19 protein-coding genes are annotated in these 15,864 nt (G+C 58.3%); 11 read left to right on the forward strand and 8 right to left on the reverse strand.

Annotation, left to right across the window (positions count from 1 at the left end; translation table 11 throughout):
- Positions 1 to 183: 183 nt before the first annotated feature.
- The 6 genes from IP81_RS13530 to accC all read left to right on the forward strand — a co-directional run bounded on the left by IP81_RS13530 (position 184) and on the right by accC (position 4,804).
- Positions 184 to 1,308: an EAL domain-containing protein gene (locus IP81_RS13530; RefSeq protein WP_197274630.1), complete on the forward strand. Its 1,125-nt coding sequence runs from the start codon at positions 184 to 186 to the stop codon at positions 1,306 to 1,308.
- A gap of 113 nt (positions 1,309 to 1,421) precedes the next feature.
- Positions 1,422 to 1,835, forward strand: a complete 414-nt coding sequence (locus IP81_RS13535; RefSeq protein WP_054108487.1) for a holin family protein — start codon at positions 1,422 to 1,424, stop codon at positions 1,833 to 1,835.
- Between the two features lie 80 nt (positions 1,836 to 1,915).
- Positions 1,916 to 2,281, forward strand: a complete 366-nt coding sequence (locus IP81_RS13540; protein WP_054108488.1) for a hypothetical protein — start codon at positions 1,916 to 1,918, stop codon at positions 2,279 to 2,281.
- Between the two features lie 109 nt (positions 2,282 to 2,390).
- Positions 2,391 to 2,858, forward strand: a complete 468-nt coding sequence (aroQ, locus tag IP81_RS13545) for a type II 3-dehydroquinate dehydratase (protein WP_054108489.1) — start codon at positions 2,391 to 2,393, stop codon at positions 2,856 to 2,858.
- Between the two features lie 100 nt (positions 2,859 to 2,958).
- Positions 2,959 to 3,444, forward strand: a complete 486-nt coding sequence (accB, locus tag IP81_RS13550; RefSeq protein ID WP_054108490.1) for an acetyl-CoA carboxylase biotin carboxyl carrier protein — start codon at positions 2,959 to 2,961, stop codon at positions 3,442 to 3,444.
- Positions 3,445 to 3,454: 10 nt separating this feature from the next.
- Positions 3,455 to 4,804, forward strand: coding sequence for an acetyl-CoA carboxylase biotin carboxylase subunit (gene accC / locus IP81_RS13555; RefSeq protein WP_054108491.1), 1,350 nt, complete (start codon positions 3,455 to 3,457; stop codon positions 4,802 to 4,804).
- A gap of 54 nt (positions 4,805 to 4,858) precedes the next feature.
- On the opposite strand, the gene IP81_RS13560 is transcribed toward accC, so the two are convergent.
- The 3 genes from IP81_RS13560 to gshB all read right to left on the reverse strand — a co-directional run bounded on the left by IP81_RS13560 (position 4,859) and on the right by gshB (position 6,832).
- Positions 4,859 to 5,086, reverse strand: coding sequence for a hypothetical protein (locus IP81_RS13560; RefSeq protein WP_054108492.1), 228 nt, complete (start codon positions 5,084 to 5,086; stop codon positions 4,859 to 4,861).
- Positions 5,087 to 5,167: 81 nt separating this feature from the next.
- Complete coding sequence (locus IP81_RS13565) at positions 5,168 to 5,773, reverse strand: DedA family protein (RefSeq protein WP_054108493.1); 606 nt, start codon at positions 5,771 to 5,773, stop codon at positions 5,168 to 5,170.
- A gap of 111 nt (positions 5,774 to 5,884) precedes the next feature.
- Positions 5,885 to 6,832 (reverse strand): glutathione synthase, encoded by a 948-nt coding sequence (gene gshB, locus IP81_RS13570; RefSeq protein ID WP_054108494.1) that lies wholly within the window; start codon positions 6,830 to 6,832, stop codon positions 5,885 to 5,887.
- Between the two features lie 122 nt (positions 6,833 to 6,954).
- Between gshB and IP81_RS20465 the strand changes: the two genes are divergently transcribed.
- On the forward strand, positions 6,955 to 7,143 hold the full coding sequence (locus IP81_RS20465) for a hypothetical protein (RefSeq protein ID WP_157573203.1): 189 nt from the start codon (positions 6,955 to 6,957) through the stop codon (positions 7,141 to 7,143).
- A gap of 10 nt (positions 7,144 to 7,153) precedes the next feature.
- Here IP81_RS20465 and IP81_RS13580 read toward each other — a convergent pair whose 3' ends face one another.
- Both IP81_RS13580 and rsmI read right to left on the reverse strand, forming a co-directional pair.
- Entirely contained in the window at positions 7,154 to 7,510 is a 357-nt protein-coding gene (locus tag IP81_RS13580) for a YraN family protein (protein ID WP_054108496.1), read from the reverse strand.
- On the reverse strand, positions 7,507 to 8,343 hold the full coding sequence (gene rsmI / locus IP81_RS13585; RefSeq protein WP_054108497.1) for a 16S rRNA (cytidine(1402)-2'-O)-methyltransferase: 837 nt from the start codon (positions 8,341 to 8,343) through the stop codon (positions 7,507 to 7,509). The genes IP81_RS13580 and rsmI overlap by 4 nt, the downstream gene beginning before the upstream one ends.
- Before the next feature lie 51 nt (positions 8,344 to 8,394).
- Here rsmI and IP81_RS13590 point away from each other — a divergent pair, with 51 nt between their 5' ends.
- The 3 genes from IP81_RS13590 (at position 8,395) to IP81_RS13600 (ending at position 12,828) form a co-directional block, all read left to right on the forward strand.
- Positions 8,395 to 9,576: a penicillin-binding protein activator gene (locus IP81_RS13590; protein WP_231626657.1), complete on the forward strand. Its 1,182-nt coding sequence runs from the start codon at positions 8,395 to 8,397 to the stop codon at positions 9,574 to 9,576.
- Between the two features lie 277 nt (positions 9,577 to 9,853).
- Positions 9,854 to 11,866 carry a DNA topoisomerase IV subunit B gene (gene parE, locus IP81_RS13595; RefSeq protein WP_054108498.1) on the forward strand — a complete coding sequence of 671 codons (2,013 nt, stop codon included), beginning with the start codon at positions 9,854 to 9,856 and terminating at the stop codon, positions 11,864 to 11,866.
- Positions 11,867 to 11,910: 44 nt separating this feature from the next.
- Entirely contained in the window at positions 11,911 to 12,828 is a 918-nt protein-coding gene (locus IP81_RS13600; protein ID WP_054108499.1) for a restriction endonuclease, read from the forward strand.
- Between the two features lie 24 nt (positions 12,829 to 12,852).
- Here IP81_RS13600 and IP81_RS13605 read toward each other — a convergent pair whose 3' ends face one another.
- Together IP81_RS13605 and IP81_RS13610 are read right to left on the reverse strand one after the other, a co-directional pair.
- Complete coding sequence (locus tag IP81_RS13605) at positions 12,853 to 13,095, reverse strand: type II toxin-antitoxin system ParD family antitoxin (RefSeq protein WP_231626667.1); 243 nt, start codon at positions 13,093 to 13,095, stop codon at positions 12,853 to 12,855.
- Between the two features lie 52 nt (positions 13,096 to 13,147).
- Positions 13,148 to 13,912 (reverse strand): hypothetical protein, encoded by a 765-nt coding sequence (locus IP81_RS13610; RefSeq protein ID WP_054108501.1) that lies wholly within the window; start codon positions 13,910 to 13,912, stop codon positions 13,148 to 13,150.
- Between the two features lie 247 nt (positions 13,913 to 14,159).
- Between IP81_RS13610 and IP81_RS13615 the strand changes: the two genes are divergently transcribed.
- On the forward strand, positions 14,160 to 15,005 hold the full coding sequence (locus tag IP81_RS13615) for a MoxR family ATPase (RefSeq protein ID WP_054108502.1): 846 nt from the start codon (positions 14,160 to 14,162) through the stop codon (positions 15,003 to 15,005).
- Between the two features lie 76 nt (positions 15,006 to 15,081).
- Here the strand turns inward: IP81_RS13615 and IP81_RS13620 are convergent, their stop codons facing one another.
- Positions 15,082 to 15,825, reverse strand: coding sequence for a glutathione S-transferase family protein (locus IP81_RS13620; RefSeq protein WP_054108503.1), 744 nt, complete (start codon positions 15,823 to 15,825; stop codon positions 15,082 to 15,084).
- Positions 15,826 to 15,864 lie beyond the last annotated feature (39 nt).

Below are 15,864 nucleotides of genomic sequence, written 5' to 3' on the forward strand. Positions count from 1 at the left end.
TTACAGTCAATTATAATCGCGGCCCTTATGGGCATGGCGTTAATTGGCGCTTGGGTTATGCTGCAATTTATCAAAAAAACGCGGTTAAACAAAAATATAAAGCCCGAAGATGGGCTGCGTCACGCTTATTACCAGATCGATATCAGGCAGCTTGAACGAATCCGCACACTGCTGGGATTATCCGTGGCCAAAGCCGCTCTGGATTATCTTGCGCAACAAATTCACGAAGTCGCAGCCTCGCCCGTATCAGTTCTGGTCGGGGAAATGTCTTTGCAACTTGTCGTATCGCAAGATGCAGATGCGCCAATAGATCAAGCCATCGATGCGATCCTGGCGGCACTACCGCAAAGTATAACGGTTTCGGGCATGACATTGGCCGTAACTGTCAAGGCCCGCTTGCTATTCGATACTGTCAACGACGCCAATAGCCCTACCGAACGCGCCCACCTGACCAGCGGCTTTCTGCAATCCCATGATGGCGTACAAGTGCGGCGCAATATTGCCTTGCTCAAAGATTTTTCAGAAGCGTTGGAGCGTGGCAAGCTTACACTTGCCTACCAGCCCAAGCTTGATCTGCGCAGCGATACGATCCCCTCGGTCGAAGCTTTGTTGCGCTGGACCCGCGATGACGGGAGCGAAACCAACATCGCCGATCTCATTGCACTGCTGGAAGATACCGGCAGCATCGGTCCGCTCACGTTCTGGGCACTGCGCCGGGCGATTTGCGACACGACCGCCATGCATGAAGCTGGCTACAAAATCCGCACTTATGTCAATGTTTCCGGCAGCCTGCTTTCATCGCCGGATCTTGCCGAATCGATCATTGCTGCCATTGGCAATCATGCCGATAAAGTGGGGATTGAAATCACCGAAACAGCGGTGATTGCCGATCCGGATCAGGCTTTGCGCAGTCTCGAATCCATTTCGGCGGCAGGTATCTCGGTTGCCATTGACGATTTCGGTGCCGGGGTGTGTTCTCTGGAATATCTCCAAAGACTGCCAGCCAACGAGCTCAAGATCGATCGCAACTTCATTGGCAGCTTAAGCACCAGCCACCGCAATCCTCTCATCGTTAAAGCCACCATCGATCTTGCCCACGCGCTTGAAATGAAGGTCATTGCCGAAGGCGTAGAAGACCAGCTCAGCATGGCGCTGCTACGCGTGATGGGCTGTGATATGGTCCAAGGCTATCTGATTGCACGCCCGATACCTTTGGCAGACTTGCTGAAGTTCCTCGAAAAGCATGGCAGCGCTGACATCACTTTTGCCAAACCGGCCCTGAACTTTAAGGCATCGGCTAAGCGCTAAAGGCCCGCGTTATCGGCAAAGCCGAACCTTGCACGCTTTGGCAAAAGTGTTTTCCTACACGAACCTATATGGTTATTTAAGGGTGCGTCTCCAACAGGAAGGACGCCCGTCAAATGTCATTTTTTGAAGCCTTGATCTCACCGGTCACCAAAATCCTCGACAAAGTCATCCCCGACAAGGAAGCGCGCGACCGCGCCAAGCTTGAACTGCTCAAGCTTGAAGGCACGCAAGAGCTGGAACACTTGCGCACCCGGATGTCGGCCATTGTCGCCGAAGCCCACTCCTCCGATCCTTGGACAAGCCGCGCGCGCCCGGGTTTTCTTTATGTGATGTATGCCATGATCCTGTGGGCCTTGCCGATGGGCATCATCGCTGCATTCCGGCCCGAAGCCGCCCAGTCCATTGCCAGCGGCATCAATGCCTATCTCAATGGCTTGCCCGAACCGCTCTATGCTTTGTTCGGCACCGGCTACCTTGGCTACACCGCCGCACGCCAGTGGGGCAAGCTCAAAGGCTCGGACCGCTAAAAATTCCAAAAAGTGTGGTTAGCTTCTGGTAACCTTCCGTTGCTATTGCCTGAATAGCACATGTTCAGGCCAAAACGACCATGCATAACCAGATTAAAGCCACCACTGCACTTCATACCGGCGTCAAACCGCGCCGCGCTCACCTTATGCTGTTGCCCGCCCTTCTGCTTGCAGGGTGTGGCAGCAGCCCTTCCCCCAATGCCGATCTGGAAGCTCGCCTTGCTGCCGTCGAGGCCAAGGCCGAGCAAGCCGAGCAGCGCTCCAAAGAGGCACTTTCGCTGGCCGCTTCAGGCAGTTCGTCTTCCAGCGGGGGGTTCTCGGAGCCTGAAGAAATGCCGGAAGAAACCGGGTCTCAGGAAGAAGGTTTCGGCGATAGTCCATCACCCCCCACGCAGATGATCGGCCCGCCATCACCGGGTCAGGGCGGACCTCCAGGACAGTTTTGACACCTCTTCCATAACCGGTACAGTCCAACGGCACTGTGCCGCAACCGCTTGCTTGTCTGCGGGCACAAGCTATCAGGTTCTGCAACTGCCACCTTCCCAGGGATTTGCCATGACCGAGCCCGCCCTTTCCGACGCATCAGGGGCCAGCACGACCGTTTTCGTGCTTAACGGACCCAACCTCAACATGCTCGGCCTGCGTGAACCCGAGATTTACGGCTCTGATACGCTCGATGATATCGCAGGTATGCTGGAGGACCGCGCGCAAGAGCTCGGCCTTGAGGTTGATGTGCGCCAGTCAAACCACGAAGGCCACCTTGTCGATTGGCTGCACGAAGCCCACGCCAGTGGCGTAAAAGCGGTCTTGCTCAACGCAGGCGCATATACCCACACCTCCGTCGCCATTCACGATGCCATCAAATCGATCACCGTGCCCGTGATCGAAGTGCACTTGTCAAACCCTTATAAGCGCGAGGAATTCCGCCACAAATCCCTCGTCGGCATGGCCGCCAAGGGCTCCGTCGCTGGCTTCGGTGCCAATAGCTATGTCGTCGCGCTAGAGGCTGCTGCGCGGCTCTAGGCCCAAGCTTTTCCACGCGCAGAATACACAACCTCTTGCCAGCAGCACGGCATGCGGGCATGGCACCAAGCTTGTGACAATACCCGCGAGGAACAAAAAAATGGGGCACGACCGCGGCGAAAAGGCCGAAAATATGGCAATCGACGGCAAGCTGGTGCGAGAACTGGCTGAACTTCTTGCCGAAACCGGATTGTCCGAAATTGAAGTTGAAGACGGTGACCGCAAAATCCGCGTCGCCCGTCAATTGACCGCAGCACCTGTGCAGCACTTTGCCGCCGCCGCACCGGCACCTGTCGCCGCGCCTGCTGCCGCCGCTCCAGCAGCCGCGCCCGTGGCCGCACCTGTGGTTGATGCAAACGCCGTCAAATCACCAATGGTCGGCACATGCTACCTCGCGGGTGAACCCGGCGTTCCCAATTTCGTCTCGGTCGGACAGACGGTAAAGGCAGGCGATACGCTGCTGATCATCGAAGCGATGAAGGTGATGAACCCGATTGTTGCGCCAAACGCTGGGACCGTTACTGCGATTCTCGTAGAGAACGCGCAGCCGGTCGAATTTGACCAACCCCTCGTCGTAATCGCATAAAGGGCCGCAAATGGCCATCAAACGCATCCTCATCGCCAATCGCGGCGAAATCGCGCTGCGCATCCATCGCGCCGCGCACGAAATGGGCATTGAAACAGTCGCGGTTCACTCCACCGCCGATGCAGATGCCATGCACGTGCGGCTTGCCGATCATGCCGTCTGCATTGGCCCGCCTGCGGCCAAAGACAGCTACCTCAATGTCGCCGCAATCATCTCGGCTGCCGAGATTACCCACGCTGACGCGATCCATCCGGGCTACGGCTTCCTTTCAGAGAACGCCAAGTTCGCCGAAATCGTCGAAGCCCACGGCATCACGTGGATCGGTCCCAAGCCCGAACATATCCGTACCATGGGCGACAAGATCGAGGCCAAGCGAACCGCTGGCGCCCTTGGCCTTCCGCTTGTTCCCGGATCGGACGGCGCGGTTTCCGATCTGGCCGAAGCCAAGGAAATTGCCGAAAAGGCCGGCTATCCGGTAATCATCAAGGCCGCATCGGGCGGCGGCGGTCGCGGCATGAAGGTGTGCAACGGCCCGGACGAACTGGAAACGCTGATCCAGCAAGCCGGTAGCGAGGCTAAGGCCGCGTTCGGCGATGCCACAGTCTATATCGAAAAGTACCTCGGCAACCCGCGCCACATCGAATTCCAGATATTCGGCGATGGAAATGGCAATGCGATCCATCTGGGTGAACGCGATTGTTCACTCCAGCGCCGCCACCAGAAAGTGCTTGAAGAAGCGCCCTCACCCGTCATCACGCCGGAAGAGCGTGATCGTATGGGCGGAATCGTCGCCAGCGCCATGGCCGATATGGGCTATCGCGGTGCCGGAACGATTGAATTCCTTTGGGAAAACGGTGAATTCTATTTCATCGAAATGAACACCCGCCTTCAGGTGGAGCATCCGGTGACGGAGGCCATCACCGGCGTAGATCTCGTGCGAGAACAAATCCGCATTGCCGATGGCAAGTCGCTGTCGGTCAAGCAGGAAGAGATCGAGTTCAAAGGCCACGCGATTGAATGCCGCATCAACGCGGAAGATCCGTTCACATTTGCGCCATCGCCGGGCCTGGTAAGGGGCTATCACGCGGCAGGTGGCATGCATGTCCGCGTAGATTCAGGGCTCTATGCTGGCTACAAAATACCGCCGTACTATGATTCCATGATCGCAAAGCTGATCGTGTATGGCCGCACGCGCGAAGGCTGCATCATGCGGTTGAGGCGTGCACTCAAGGAAATGGTCATCGAAGGCCCTAAAACCTCGATCCCGCTGCACCAGCGTTTGCTGGATCAACCAGACTTCCTCAGCGGTGATTACACAATCAAATGGCTGGAAGAATGGTTGGCGAAGGACGCCAAATAACCAAATACACAGAAAAAAGGCCCCCGCGCAAAACGGGGGCCTTTTCTGTTGCTGCTATTCCGGTTGGCCTGAATCAGGCAACCGGGCGCGGATCGCGCGCCATGGCGGATCACTGCGATCATTGCGCACCATAATCGCTTCCACTTCTTCAAACTCTTCCAACTCTAGCGCTTCGGTAACGCTCAAAGGGAAATAGACGTTCTCGTCATTATCCATTCTCACCGCAATCGCACCACGCCCTTCTTCACTGCGCGTTACGATGCACACTGCTTTCACTGCCATAACTGATACCTTTAATTCTAATAAATCTGCTAACCCCGCCAATTACGGGTAAAGATGTCTATGGCTGTTAAACTCGATTTTTCAAGCTTTCGTGCGCGGCTTCCACATAAATACGCGCCAGATATAGACCATCGCCACAATCCCGATCGTTGCAAAGGCCACTGGCCCGGTAAATTTCTCCAAATCGTCAAAGTTGCGACCAAGATAATAGCCGGCCCCTGCCAGAATGGCGTTCCAGATAGCTGCGCCTGCAAACGTGAACACCAGAAACCACCGGTGGCCCATCCGCATAAGGCCCGCAGGCAGCGAAATCATCGTGCGCATGAGCGGCGCAAACCGCACCGCAAACACCACCCATTGGCCATGCCGCTGGAAAAAGCGGACGATATACTCAACGTCCTCCCATTCCACCGTCAGCCAGCGCCCGAAACGGTCCACAAACGGCTTCAACCGCTCATACCCCAGGCTGCGCCCCAGCAGATACCAGCAATAGTTGCCCAGCGTTGATCCCACCGTGCCTGCCAGCATCAGCGGCCAAAACTCCATCCGCCCGCGCGCCACCGCGATCCCGCCAAGCCCCATAATCAGTTCCGAAGGGATCGGCGGAAACACGTTCTCGATCACCATCAGGAACGCAATGCCCCAATAGCCACCGCCCTCGATCAATTGGACAATCCAGTCATTCATACCGGGGGCAACGCATTTTCCGCAAAGTGGTTCAATAAAAAAAGCCCCCTCCTCTTCAGAGGAGGGGAGTGGGGGTAGTGGCGTCCAGGTGGTGACGTCCGAGCAAAGCCCCTAAATCCGCGCCGCAATAGCGTCCCAGATCATCCCTGCGGTGTCGGTGCCGTTGAACTTGTCAATCGCCACAATCCCGGTCGGCGATGTCACGTTGATCTCGGTCAGCCATTTGCCGCCAATCACATCAATGCCCACAAAGATTAGCCCGAGCCGCTTCAATTCCGGCCCCAAGGCGGCGCAAATCTCGCGCTCTTGCTCGGTCAATTCCGTCTTCTCGGCATAACCGCCGACGGCCAGGTTGGACCGGAACTCTCCCTCACCCGGACGGCGGTTAATCGCGCCTGCAATCTCGCCATCTACCAGCACGATGCGCTTGTCGCCCAATGCCACCTCGGGCAGGAACGCCTGCACCATGTGCGGTTCGGGCCAAGTCTGGTTGAACACCTCGAACAGCGCACCCAGATTTTCGCCCTCCTCCGAAACGCGAAAGATCGCCTTGCCGCCATTGCCGTGGATCGGCTTGATCACAATCGCGCCGTGCTTTTTTTGGAACGTGCGCACTTCATCCACCGAGCGTGTCACCAGCGTTGGCGGCATGAACCGGCGGTAATCCAGCACCATCACCTTTTCCGGCGCATTGCGCACGCTGCGCGGGTTGTTCACCACCAGCGTTTCGCCCTCGATCCGCTCCAGCAGATGCGTCGCGGTGATATAGCCCATGTCAAACGGCGGGTCCTGCCGCATCAGCACCACATCGATGTCGCGCCCAAGGTCCAACCGGCGCTTGTCCCCCGCCTTGTAATGATCACCCAACACCGCCTGCACGGTCACAGGGGTCACATGTGCAATCAGCCGATCATCCTCATCCAGCGAAAGCGAGCCAACATCATAGTGAAACACCTCATGCCCGCGCTCTTGCGCAGCCAGCATCAGCGCAAAGCTCGAATCTCCGACGATATTGATCGAATGGAGTGGGTCCATCTGGACAGCAACGCGCAGTGTCATGGCTTACCTATACCTCAGGGGTTTATCTCACCCGCGCCTTAAGGCCGATTTATGTCCTGTGCGACCATTTTAACGCCAGCGCTGAACCGGCGCTCCATGAAATTCACGATAAGGAAGTCCCGATGCGCAAATTGATCACTGCCGCCGCCGCTGCTGTTGCCGTTCTCGGCTGGTCGGGCATGGCCGTTGCCAATCCTGATCCTCACCCCGCACCTGCTCCAAAGGACGGTGAGCACAAGAAGGACGAGCACGCCGGAGATCACAAGGATGATCACAAAAAGGATGATCACCACACTCCGCCAGCCCACTAAGTCTTTCAGGTCACGCGCCGGGTTGCCAGGCATTGGCGATCCGGTGCGGCCAGCGTCCGGGCGCAATCAAGATCACGTCAATCTGCATTGAATCGCCTGCCCGCACAAATTTGGGCGCAATCGCCTCGGCGGCCCGCGCCACGCGCCGCAAACGGTAGGCATCGATAGATCCGGCCAACGCCGCCCCGTCGCGCCGCCACTTTACCTCGACAAAGGCCACTGTCCGCCCCCGCCGCGCGACAAGGTCCACCTCGCCCACCGGCAATTTGACCCGCTGCGCCAGAATGCGCCACCCGGTTAGCCGCAACCACCACGCCGCCAGCGTCTCACCCTTGCGTCCGCGCTTCTCGGCTTCGGCACGGCTCACGATTTAAACGTCATCGCCAAGGCATAAAGCGCTTTGCGGTCCAGCCCGTGCGCCTTGGCCACTTTGCCCGCAGCTTGCGATGTCGACATTTCCGCCAAAGCCGCGCGCAATTCAGCCTCGATCACGTCCTCGGCAGGAGCCTCTTGCGCCAAAGGCGGCCCGACCAGCAGCACAATCTCCCCCCTCGGCGGATTTGCTGTGTAATGCGCCACCAGTTCCTCCGGTCTGCCACTGCGGCATTCCTCATGCAGCTTGGTCAATTCCCGCGCAACAGCCACCTCGCGCCCCGGCAGCTTCAGCGCCAATGCCTGCAACGATGCCACCAAACGCGGCCCCGTTTCGTAAAACACCAGCGTCGCAGGCACGCTCGCCAGTTCCGCCAGCACATCGCCGCGCGCCTTGTCCTTGGCTGGCAGGAACCCGCCAAACATGAACCGGTCCGTCGGCAAGCCCGCCATCGATAGCGCCACCACCAGCGCGCTCGGCCCCGGCACCGATGTCACTGCTATCCCGCGCGCCCGCGCCTCGCGCACCAGCTTGTAACCAGGATCGGAAATCAGCGGCGTGCCAGCATCAGAAACCAATGCCACAGGAGTTTGCGCCATTTCGGACAAGAGAGCCTCACGCGCGCCATCGCTCGCATGATCGTCATAACGCCGCATAACTTTGTGCAGGCCCAACAGGTTAAGCAACTTTCCCGTCACCCGCGTATCTTCGCACGCAATCACGCCGCAGCGCTCAAGCGTTTCAATCGCGCGACGACTCACGTCTCCAAGATTGCCAATAGGGGTTGCTACAATGTAGAGGCCGGGCTCAAGCGGTGGGTTTTCCATGCAGTATGTCATGGACCGAGCAGCAATGTGCGACAAGAGGGTGAGCCGGTAATGATGAACACGCACAAAGGCGATTTGCGCAATTCTGCCGCAATGCCATCACGGCGCTGGATCGTGAAAGGCATCACCGCAAGCTCTCTGGCTCTGCTAGCCGGGTGTGCCGTCATTCCCAAAGGCGGCATTGCCCCCACCCCAGAACCCACTGAAAAAGCGCCCGACGCCAATGTCTTGCCCACCGATGCCGGACGTCACCGCATCGCCCTGCTCATCCCGATGAGCGGTGCCAGCGGCGCTGTCGGACAATCCATCGCCAATGCCGCCACGATGGCCTTGCTTGATACCAATGCGGCAAACTTGCGCATCACCACCTATGATACTGCCGCCGGCGCAGGCATCGCTGCCACCAAAGCCATTGCCGATGGCAACAAGCTGATTCTCGGCCCGCTGCTGTCCGAAGACGTGGTGCTTGTGGCCGATGCCGCACGCGCCGCCAAAGTGCCGATGATCACCTATTCCAACGATAGCGCCGTGGCCTCGCGCGATGTCTTCGTGATGGGTCAGGCCCCCGGCCAATCCATCGCCCGCGTGCTCGGCTTCGCCAAATCCAGCGGCGTGAACACTGTCGCCGCAATCATCCCCACCGGTGATTACGGCCAGCGCGCCACCGCAGGGCTCGTCGCTGCGGCCAGCGCCAATGGCGTCACCGTCACCGCGATCGAAACCTATGATCGCGGCAACACCTCCGTCGCCAGCGCTGTCCGCCGCGCCAAAGACAAAGGCAGGTTCGACGCGCTGCTCATCGCCGATGGCAGCCGCATCGCGCTTCAGGCGGCCACCGCTGCGGGCAAAGGCGTAAAGCTGCTCGGCACCGAATTGTGGAGCGGCGACGCCACCATCGCCACTTCGCCCGCCATGCGCGGCGCGTGGTTCGCCGCTGTGTCTGACGGGCGCTTCGGCAAATTCGAAATGTCCTACCGTAGCCGCTTCGGCGCGATCCCGTCGCGGCTGGCCACTTTGGGTTACGATAGCGTGCTGCTAACGCTTAACGTGGCACGTACGTGGAAACCCGGCACCACCTTCCCCACCGGCAAGCTCTATGACCCGCAAGGCTTCATCGGCCTCGACGGCGTCTTCCGCTTCAGCGCATCAGGCATGGCCGAACGCGCGATGGAAGTCCGCCAAGTGTCGGCGGGCACGTTCACAACCGTCAGCCCGGCACCGACGAAGTTTTAAGTTTGTTTCGCGCAGAGGCGCAGAGGAAAAAGAGAGCGCGAAGATGCGGCGCTATCGGCGCAGCCGCAACTCGCTTCACATATCGTGCCATGCAAACAAGCCTGCGGCTTGGCGCAACACCTCAGCGGTCTCTTTTTCCTCTGCGCCTCTGCGCGAACCATTCTTCTCTTGTGCCTCGGTGCAAAACCCTCCCAACAACGCCAATTCCACGAAAAGCACCGGATAAGCACACTGCAACGCTTGCACACGGATTCACCCGTGTTCTATACCCGTTCGCATGTCCGATGATCTCTTCGACAAACTCCCCGCCACCACCGCTGGCGAAACCTATGACGGCTCTGCAATCGAGGTTCTCGAAGGCCTCGAACCTGTCCGCCGCCGCCCCGGCATGTATATCGGCGGCACCGATGAACGCGCGCTCCACCACCTCGCGGCCGAAGTGCTCGACAATGCGATGGACGAAGCCGTCGCAGGCCACGCCAACCGCATCGAAGTGTACCTTGAAGAAGAGCCCGGCAGCGCAGGCCGCCTGACCATATCGGATAACGGTCGCGGTATTCCGGTCGATGAACACCCGAAATACCCCGGCAAATCCGCGCTCGAAGTAATCCTCACCACGCTGCACTCTGGCGGCAAGTTCTCAGGGAAAGCCTATGCCACCAGCGGGGGCCTCCATGGCGTCGGCGTGTCGGTCGTCAACGCGCTGTCCTCGCTCACCCGCATCGAAGTGGCGCGAAACAAAGAGCTTTATGCGCAGGAATTCTCGCGCGGGCTTCCCACCACCAAGCTGCAAAAAATCGGCAACGCCCCCAACCGGCGCGGCACGCAAGTCACCTTCGTGCCCGATACCGAAATCTTCGGCAGCGATGCCAAGTTCAAACCCGCTCGCCTGTTCCGGCTGGTGCGTTCGAAGGCATACCTCTTCGCAGGCGTTGAAATCCGCTGGAAATGCGCGCCCGGCCTCGTTTCGGATGATGTCCCCGCCGAAGCCGTGTTCCAATTCCCCGGTGGCTTGGCCGATCACTTGGCCGAACAAGTCTCGGGCCGCGAATGCGTCACCACGCTGCCGTTCTCGGGCACGCAAGACTTTCCTGCTGGCCCTGAGGGCCAAGAAATGGGCCGCGTCGAATGGGCTATCGCTTGGCCGCTGTGGTCCGATGGATCGTACTCATGGTACTGCAACACCATCCCCACGCCTGATGGCGGCACCCATGAACAAGGCCTGCGCGCCGCGCTGACGAAGGGCATTCGCGCTTTCGCCGATCTGATCGGCCAGAAAAAAGCCAAAGACATCGCGCCTGAAGACATGATCACCGGCAGCGAAATCATGCTCTCGGTCTTCGTCCGCGATCCCCAGTTCCAAAGCCAGACCAAAGACCGCCTGACTTCGCCTGAAGCCGCGCGCATGGTCGAAGCTGCCGTGCGCGATCACTTCGATCACTTCCTCACCGACAATATGGAGCGCGGCAAAGCCCTGCTCGGCGCGGTGATGGAACGCATGGACGAGCGGCTCCGTCGTAAAGCGGAACGTGAGGTCAAACGCAAAACCGCCACCAGCGCCCGCAAGCTGCGCCTTCCCGGCAAGCTGACGGATTGCACAGGCGAAGGCAGCGGCGAAACCGAACTGTTCATCGTCGAAGGCGATTCCGCAGGCGGCAGCGCCAAGATGGCGCGCGACCGCAAAACGCAGGCGATCCTGCCCATTCGCGGTAAAATCCTTAATGTCGCCAGCGCATCTGCCGATAAAATCCGTGGCAATCAGGAAATCGCCGATCTCGCCTTGGCGCTGGGCTGCGGCATGCGCAAAGACTGCAACCCCGATGCGCTGCGCTATGACCGCGTGATCATCATGACCGACGCCGATGTCGATGGCGCGCACATCGCAACCCTGCTGATGACGTTCTTCTTCCAGGAAATGCCCGAACTCGTCCGGCGCGGCCACCTCTACCTTGCCCAACCCCCGCTCTACCGCATCACGCACGGCAGCACCTCGGCCTATGCCAAGGACGAAGCCCACCGCATCCTGCTGGAAACCACCAAGTTCAAAGGCAAAAAGGTCGATGTGGGCCGCTTCAAGGGCCTCGGCGAAATGAATCCCAACCAGTTGCGCGAAACCACCATGGCCCCCGGCACCCGCAGCCTCATCCGCATCACCCTACCCCCCGAATACGAAGGCCGCGCGGCGGTGAAGGACCTCGTCGACCGCCTTATGGGCCGCGATCCCGCGCAAAGGTTCATGTTCATCCAGAACAGGGCGGGCGAACTGGACCCTGATCTGATTGATGCGTGACGGCACCTGTTCGCAAATAGGTCTGATAAATGCAGGGAATTGCAATGACCCAATTAAAAGGCCCAAAGTTCGTTCAATACTTTCAGCCGGTATTGAGCGCACTCAAGGCATTGGGTTCATCTGCCACGCCAAAGGAAGTCTTCGAGTGGATTGAGAGCAGCATCCAAGTTCCCAAATCCGAAATCGAGGAGATCAATAAAAGCGGTCAGTCGAAGTTTGAAAATAAGGTTCATTGGGCCAGATTCTATCTTGCGAAAGCCGGATATATTGAAACCGAGAAAAGAGGCATTTGGGTCCTTACCGACATGGGTCGGAAGGCAAATCTAACCCACAGCGACGCGTTAAAGATTTTTCATAACGTAAGACTTGAAGGTAATTGGAATAAAGAAGAACAGTCTGAAACGTCAACTTCGGACACCGATAGCGCTCAGGCTTCACCGGCATCGAATTTGGTCGATGAGAATGCTTCTCCAGACGATGATCTTTATATAAACCAAAAAGATATTCAGGATCAGCTTTTCGGAATCCTTCAAAATCTTGATGACAAAGGCTTTGAGGAACTTAGCGCGAGATTGCTCCGCCACCTCGGATTTGAAAGCGTAAACGTCACAGGTCGCACCGGTGACGAAGGGATTGATGGAGAGGGCTATCTTCGGCTCAACCGGTTTGTCCGAACCAAAGTCATGTTCCAATGTAAGCGCTACACGGCGCCAGTCGGCCCCGGTGCCATTCGTGATTTTCGGGGAGCAATTCAGGGACGAGCTGAGCGTGGGATCTTTCTCACAACAGCAAACTTTACGCGCGCTGCGAAAGAAGCAGCAGCGCGGGAGAACGCGACCCCAATCGAACTGGTTGAAATCGACGACATCATCACGCTGCTGATTGAAGAGCGCCTTGGTGTTTCTGAAACCAAAGCACTGAAACTCGATCTCAGCTTTTTCAGGCCTTACAGCCGTTCATAGATAAGTTTTATAGGTTGGCTGAGTTCAACCTTCACCACGCTCCTGTAACTGCTCCTGCGTCTGCGAGATTATGTCTTCGATTGAACGGGAACTGATCCCGGACGCACGGCCTTTCGCAATCTCGGCCCGCAAATGCTCCAGTCGCGCAGCCTCACGCTGATCCTGCCGCACCAGATCGCGCACATAATCGCTGCTGCTGGCAAACGAACCATCAGCCACGCGGCCTTCGATCCATTCTTTTAGCTTGTCGGGCAGAGATATGTTCATTTGTGCCATGCACATGAAATACAAATCCGTGCGCTTATTGTCAAACGGTGCCCTAACCCGCCCCCTCAACCTTCGTTCGCGTAAAATCAAAACGTATCCGCACCCATTCGCCAACCTGCGCTTTTCCATTCACGCGCGGTGGCCGCACGAGGAATTGCCACGAGGCTTGGCGCAGCGCCCGCGCCAGTCCTGAACCCACCGGAGATTCGCCCATCTCCTGACAGTCCTCGACGTGATACTTCTCGATGGTGCGGCAGGCGATCACCGCCCACGCTCCCGGCGGGCGGTTGTTTGGCATATAGGGCGCGATCTCGGCGTCGGTTGGTTCGCGATACCATTGCGCGTTGTGCAGCCGCACCCCGCCCGGCCCGTCGCCCTTGCCCTCTGCGCCCGCACTTCCGCCGCCCGCGCCTGCTTGCCCGCCCCCTTCGGCGCGCTTCATCTTGCGGATATCGCTGGCGGCATAGTCCTGCCGCGAAAGCTCGATAAAGCCCTCGGGCCACTGCACTTTGCCGGGAATGGGCACTGGCGGCGGCAAAACCGGCGTCACCTCCACCGGCACATCGGCGCTATCGGCCTGCTCTTGCGCCTTCTCCGGCTCAGGGCTGTCCTTCTCGCCCTTGTCGGGTTCGGTCCCCAGATCAATCGCGATCAGGCTATCGCCGCCCGGTTCGCCGAACTTGGTCACCCCGCCCATCTGCACGATCACGATGAACACCATCGCGCAAATCAGCAGCGCCGCCACAAACGAAACCGCCCGCTCGCGCGGTGAGGTGCCATAGCCCCTGGCATCATGTGATCGTTGGGTGAAAAGCATTGCGCGCGGGGCCTACACTGCCCGCTGGTATCGGGCAATCGCAGGCTTCGACAAAGGACTTCCAGACAACACTTTGACACAGCACCACGTTACTGACGCTTGCGTCACATAAGCTGCCCGCGTAACTGACGCTCACGTCATCTACCAACACCTTTTCTGACACAGAAGTCAGGAACGCCATCCCCTTGCGTTCGAAAGCCCTGCAATCTAACGCCTAACCGAACGATTAATCAGACAGGATTCGCCGATGCGCTTTGAAGGCACCAGCAATTACGTTGCAACCGATGATCTGAAGGTTGCGGTCAATGCAGCAGTTTTGCTCCGCCGCCCGCTGCTGGTCAAGGGTGAACCCGGCACTGGCAAGACCGTGCTGGCGCATGAAATTGCCAAGGCCGTCGGCGCGCCGCTGATCGAATGGAATGTCAAATCCACCACCAAGGCCCAGCAAGGCCTCTATGAATACGATGCCGTCGCCCGTCTGCGCGATGGCCAGTTGGGTGATGAGCGCGTCCACGATATTTCGAACTACATCAAAAAGGGCAAACTCTGGGAAGCCTTCACCGCGCCCAAGCTGCCCGTGCTGCTGATCGACGAAATCGACAAGGCTGATATCGAATTCCCCAACGATCTTTTGCAGGAACTCGACCGGATGAGCTTCGACGTCTATGAGACTCAAGAGCGCGTCACCGCCGTTGAACGGCCCATCGTTGTCATCACCTCGAACAACGAAAAGGACCTGCCCGACGCGTTCCTGCGCCGCTGCTTCTTCCACTACATCAAGTTCCCCGATCGCCAGACCATGCAGGCGATCATCGATGTCCACTTCCCCGGCATCCAGAAGACCCTCGTCAAAAAGGCGATGGAGATCTTCTATGAAGTCCGCGAAGTCCCCGGCCTCAAAAAGAAGCCCTCCACCAGCGAACTGCTCGACTGGCTAAAGCTTCTCCTCAACGAAGACATGCCTTTGGACGTCCTGCAAAACCGCGATCCCACCAAAGCGATCCCGCCCTTGCACGGCGCGCTGCTCAAGAACGAACAAGACATCATGCTCTTCGAACGCCTCGCCTTCATGGCCCGCCGCCCGGGGAATTGATCCCCCCTTCCCCCCTCCTCTTCAGAGGAGGGGCCGGGGATGGTGGCCCTGTCTATTAACGTGCTTAATCGTGCGCCTATTCACGCGGCCCCAACTTCTCCAATTCGACCTGCGCAAACATCGCCTGCACCGCAGGCCGTGCGTTGATCTGCTCGATCCAGCGCAGCAGATGCGGCGTCGCTTCTTTATTCACAAGGTCCGCAAACCCGAACTGCATGCCGTTGGCGATGGCAAAGTTGCAGATGTCGGCAAGGCTGAACATATTGCCCACCAGCCATTCGTTATCGGCCAGATGATCGTCCAACCGCCGCACTGAAAACGCGATCTTGCGCATTTCCTCTTCAAGCATGTCCTGCGGAAAGCCCTCGCGCGCACGCCGCCATTTCACCTGCTGCTCCACCACCGGGATCGCCGCCACCTTTTCCTCGAACTCGGCGTCGCTCAGTGCTTTCACCATATTGCCCACGTAACGGTGCCAACCGATGGTCGAAACGCACCAGCAGAAGTATTCATCCACCCACTTGGTCCACACCCGCATCTGCGCGCGGCCATAGCTGTCGGCGGGGCGCAACTTCACTTCGGTCGGATACTCATCCTCAAGATATTCGCAGATCACCGTAGACTCGGTGATGACCTTGCCACCATCCACCAGCGCCGGAACCTGCCCGCGCGGATTGATCGCCTTGAACCAATCGGTGTGATGTTCAAACTTGGCCGGATCAAGCCGGTGCTTTTCAACCTCCAAGCCCTTTTCAAACACCGTTAGCAACGGCTTCATCGAATTGGCAGCAGGGCCAAAGCTATAGAGTTTGAGCGTCATTATGGTATCCTCTCCGAATGGGGACACCATAGTCAATTG

It is taken from the genome of Novosphingobium sp. AAP83, assembly GCF_001295795.1.
GTDB lineage: Bacteria > Pseudomonadota > Alphaproteobacteria > Sphingomonadales > Sphingomonadaceae > Novosphingobium.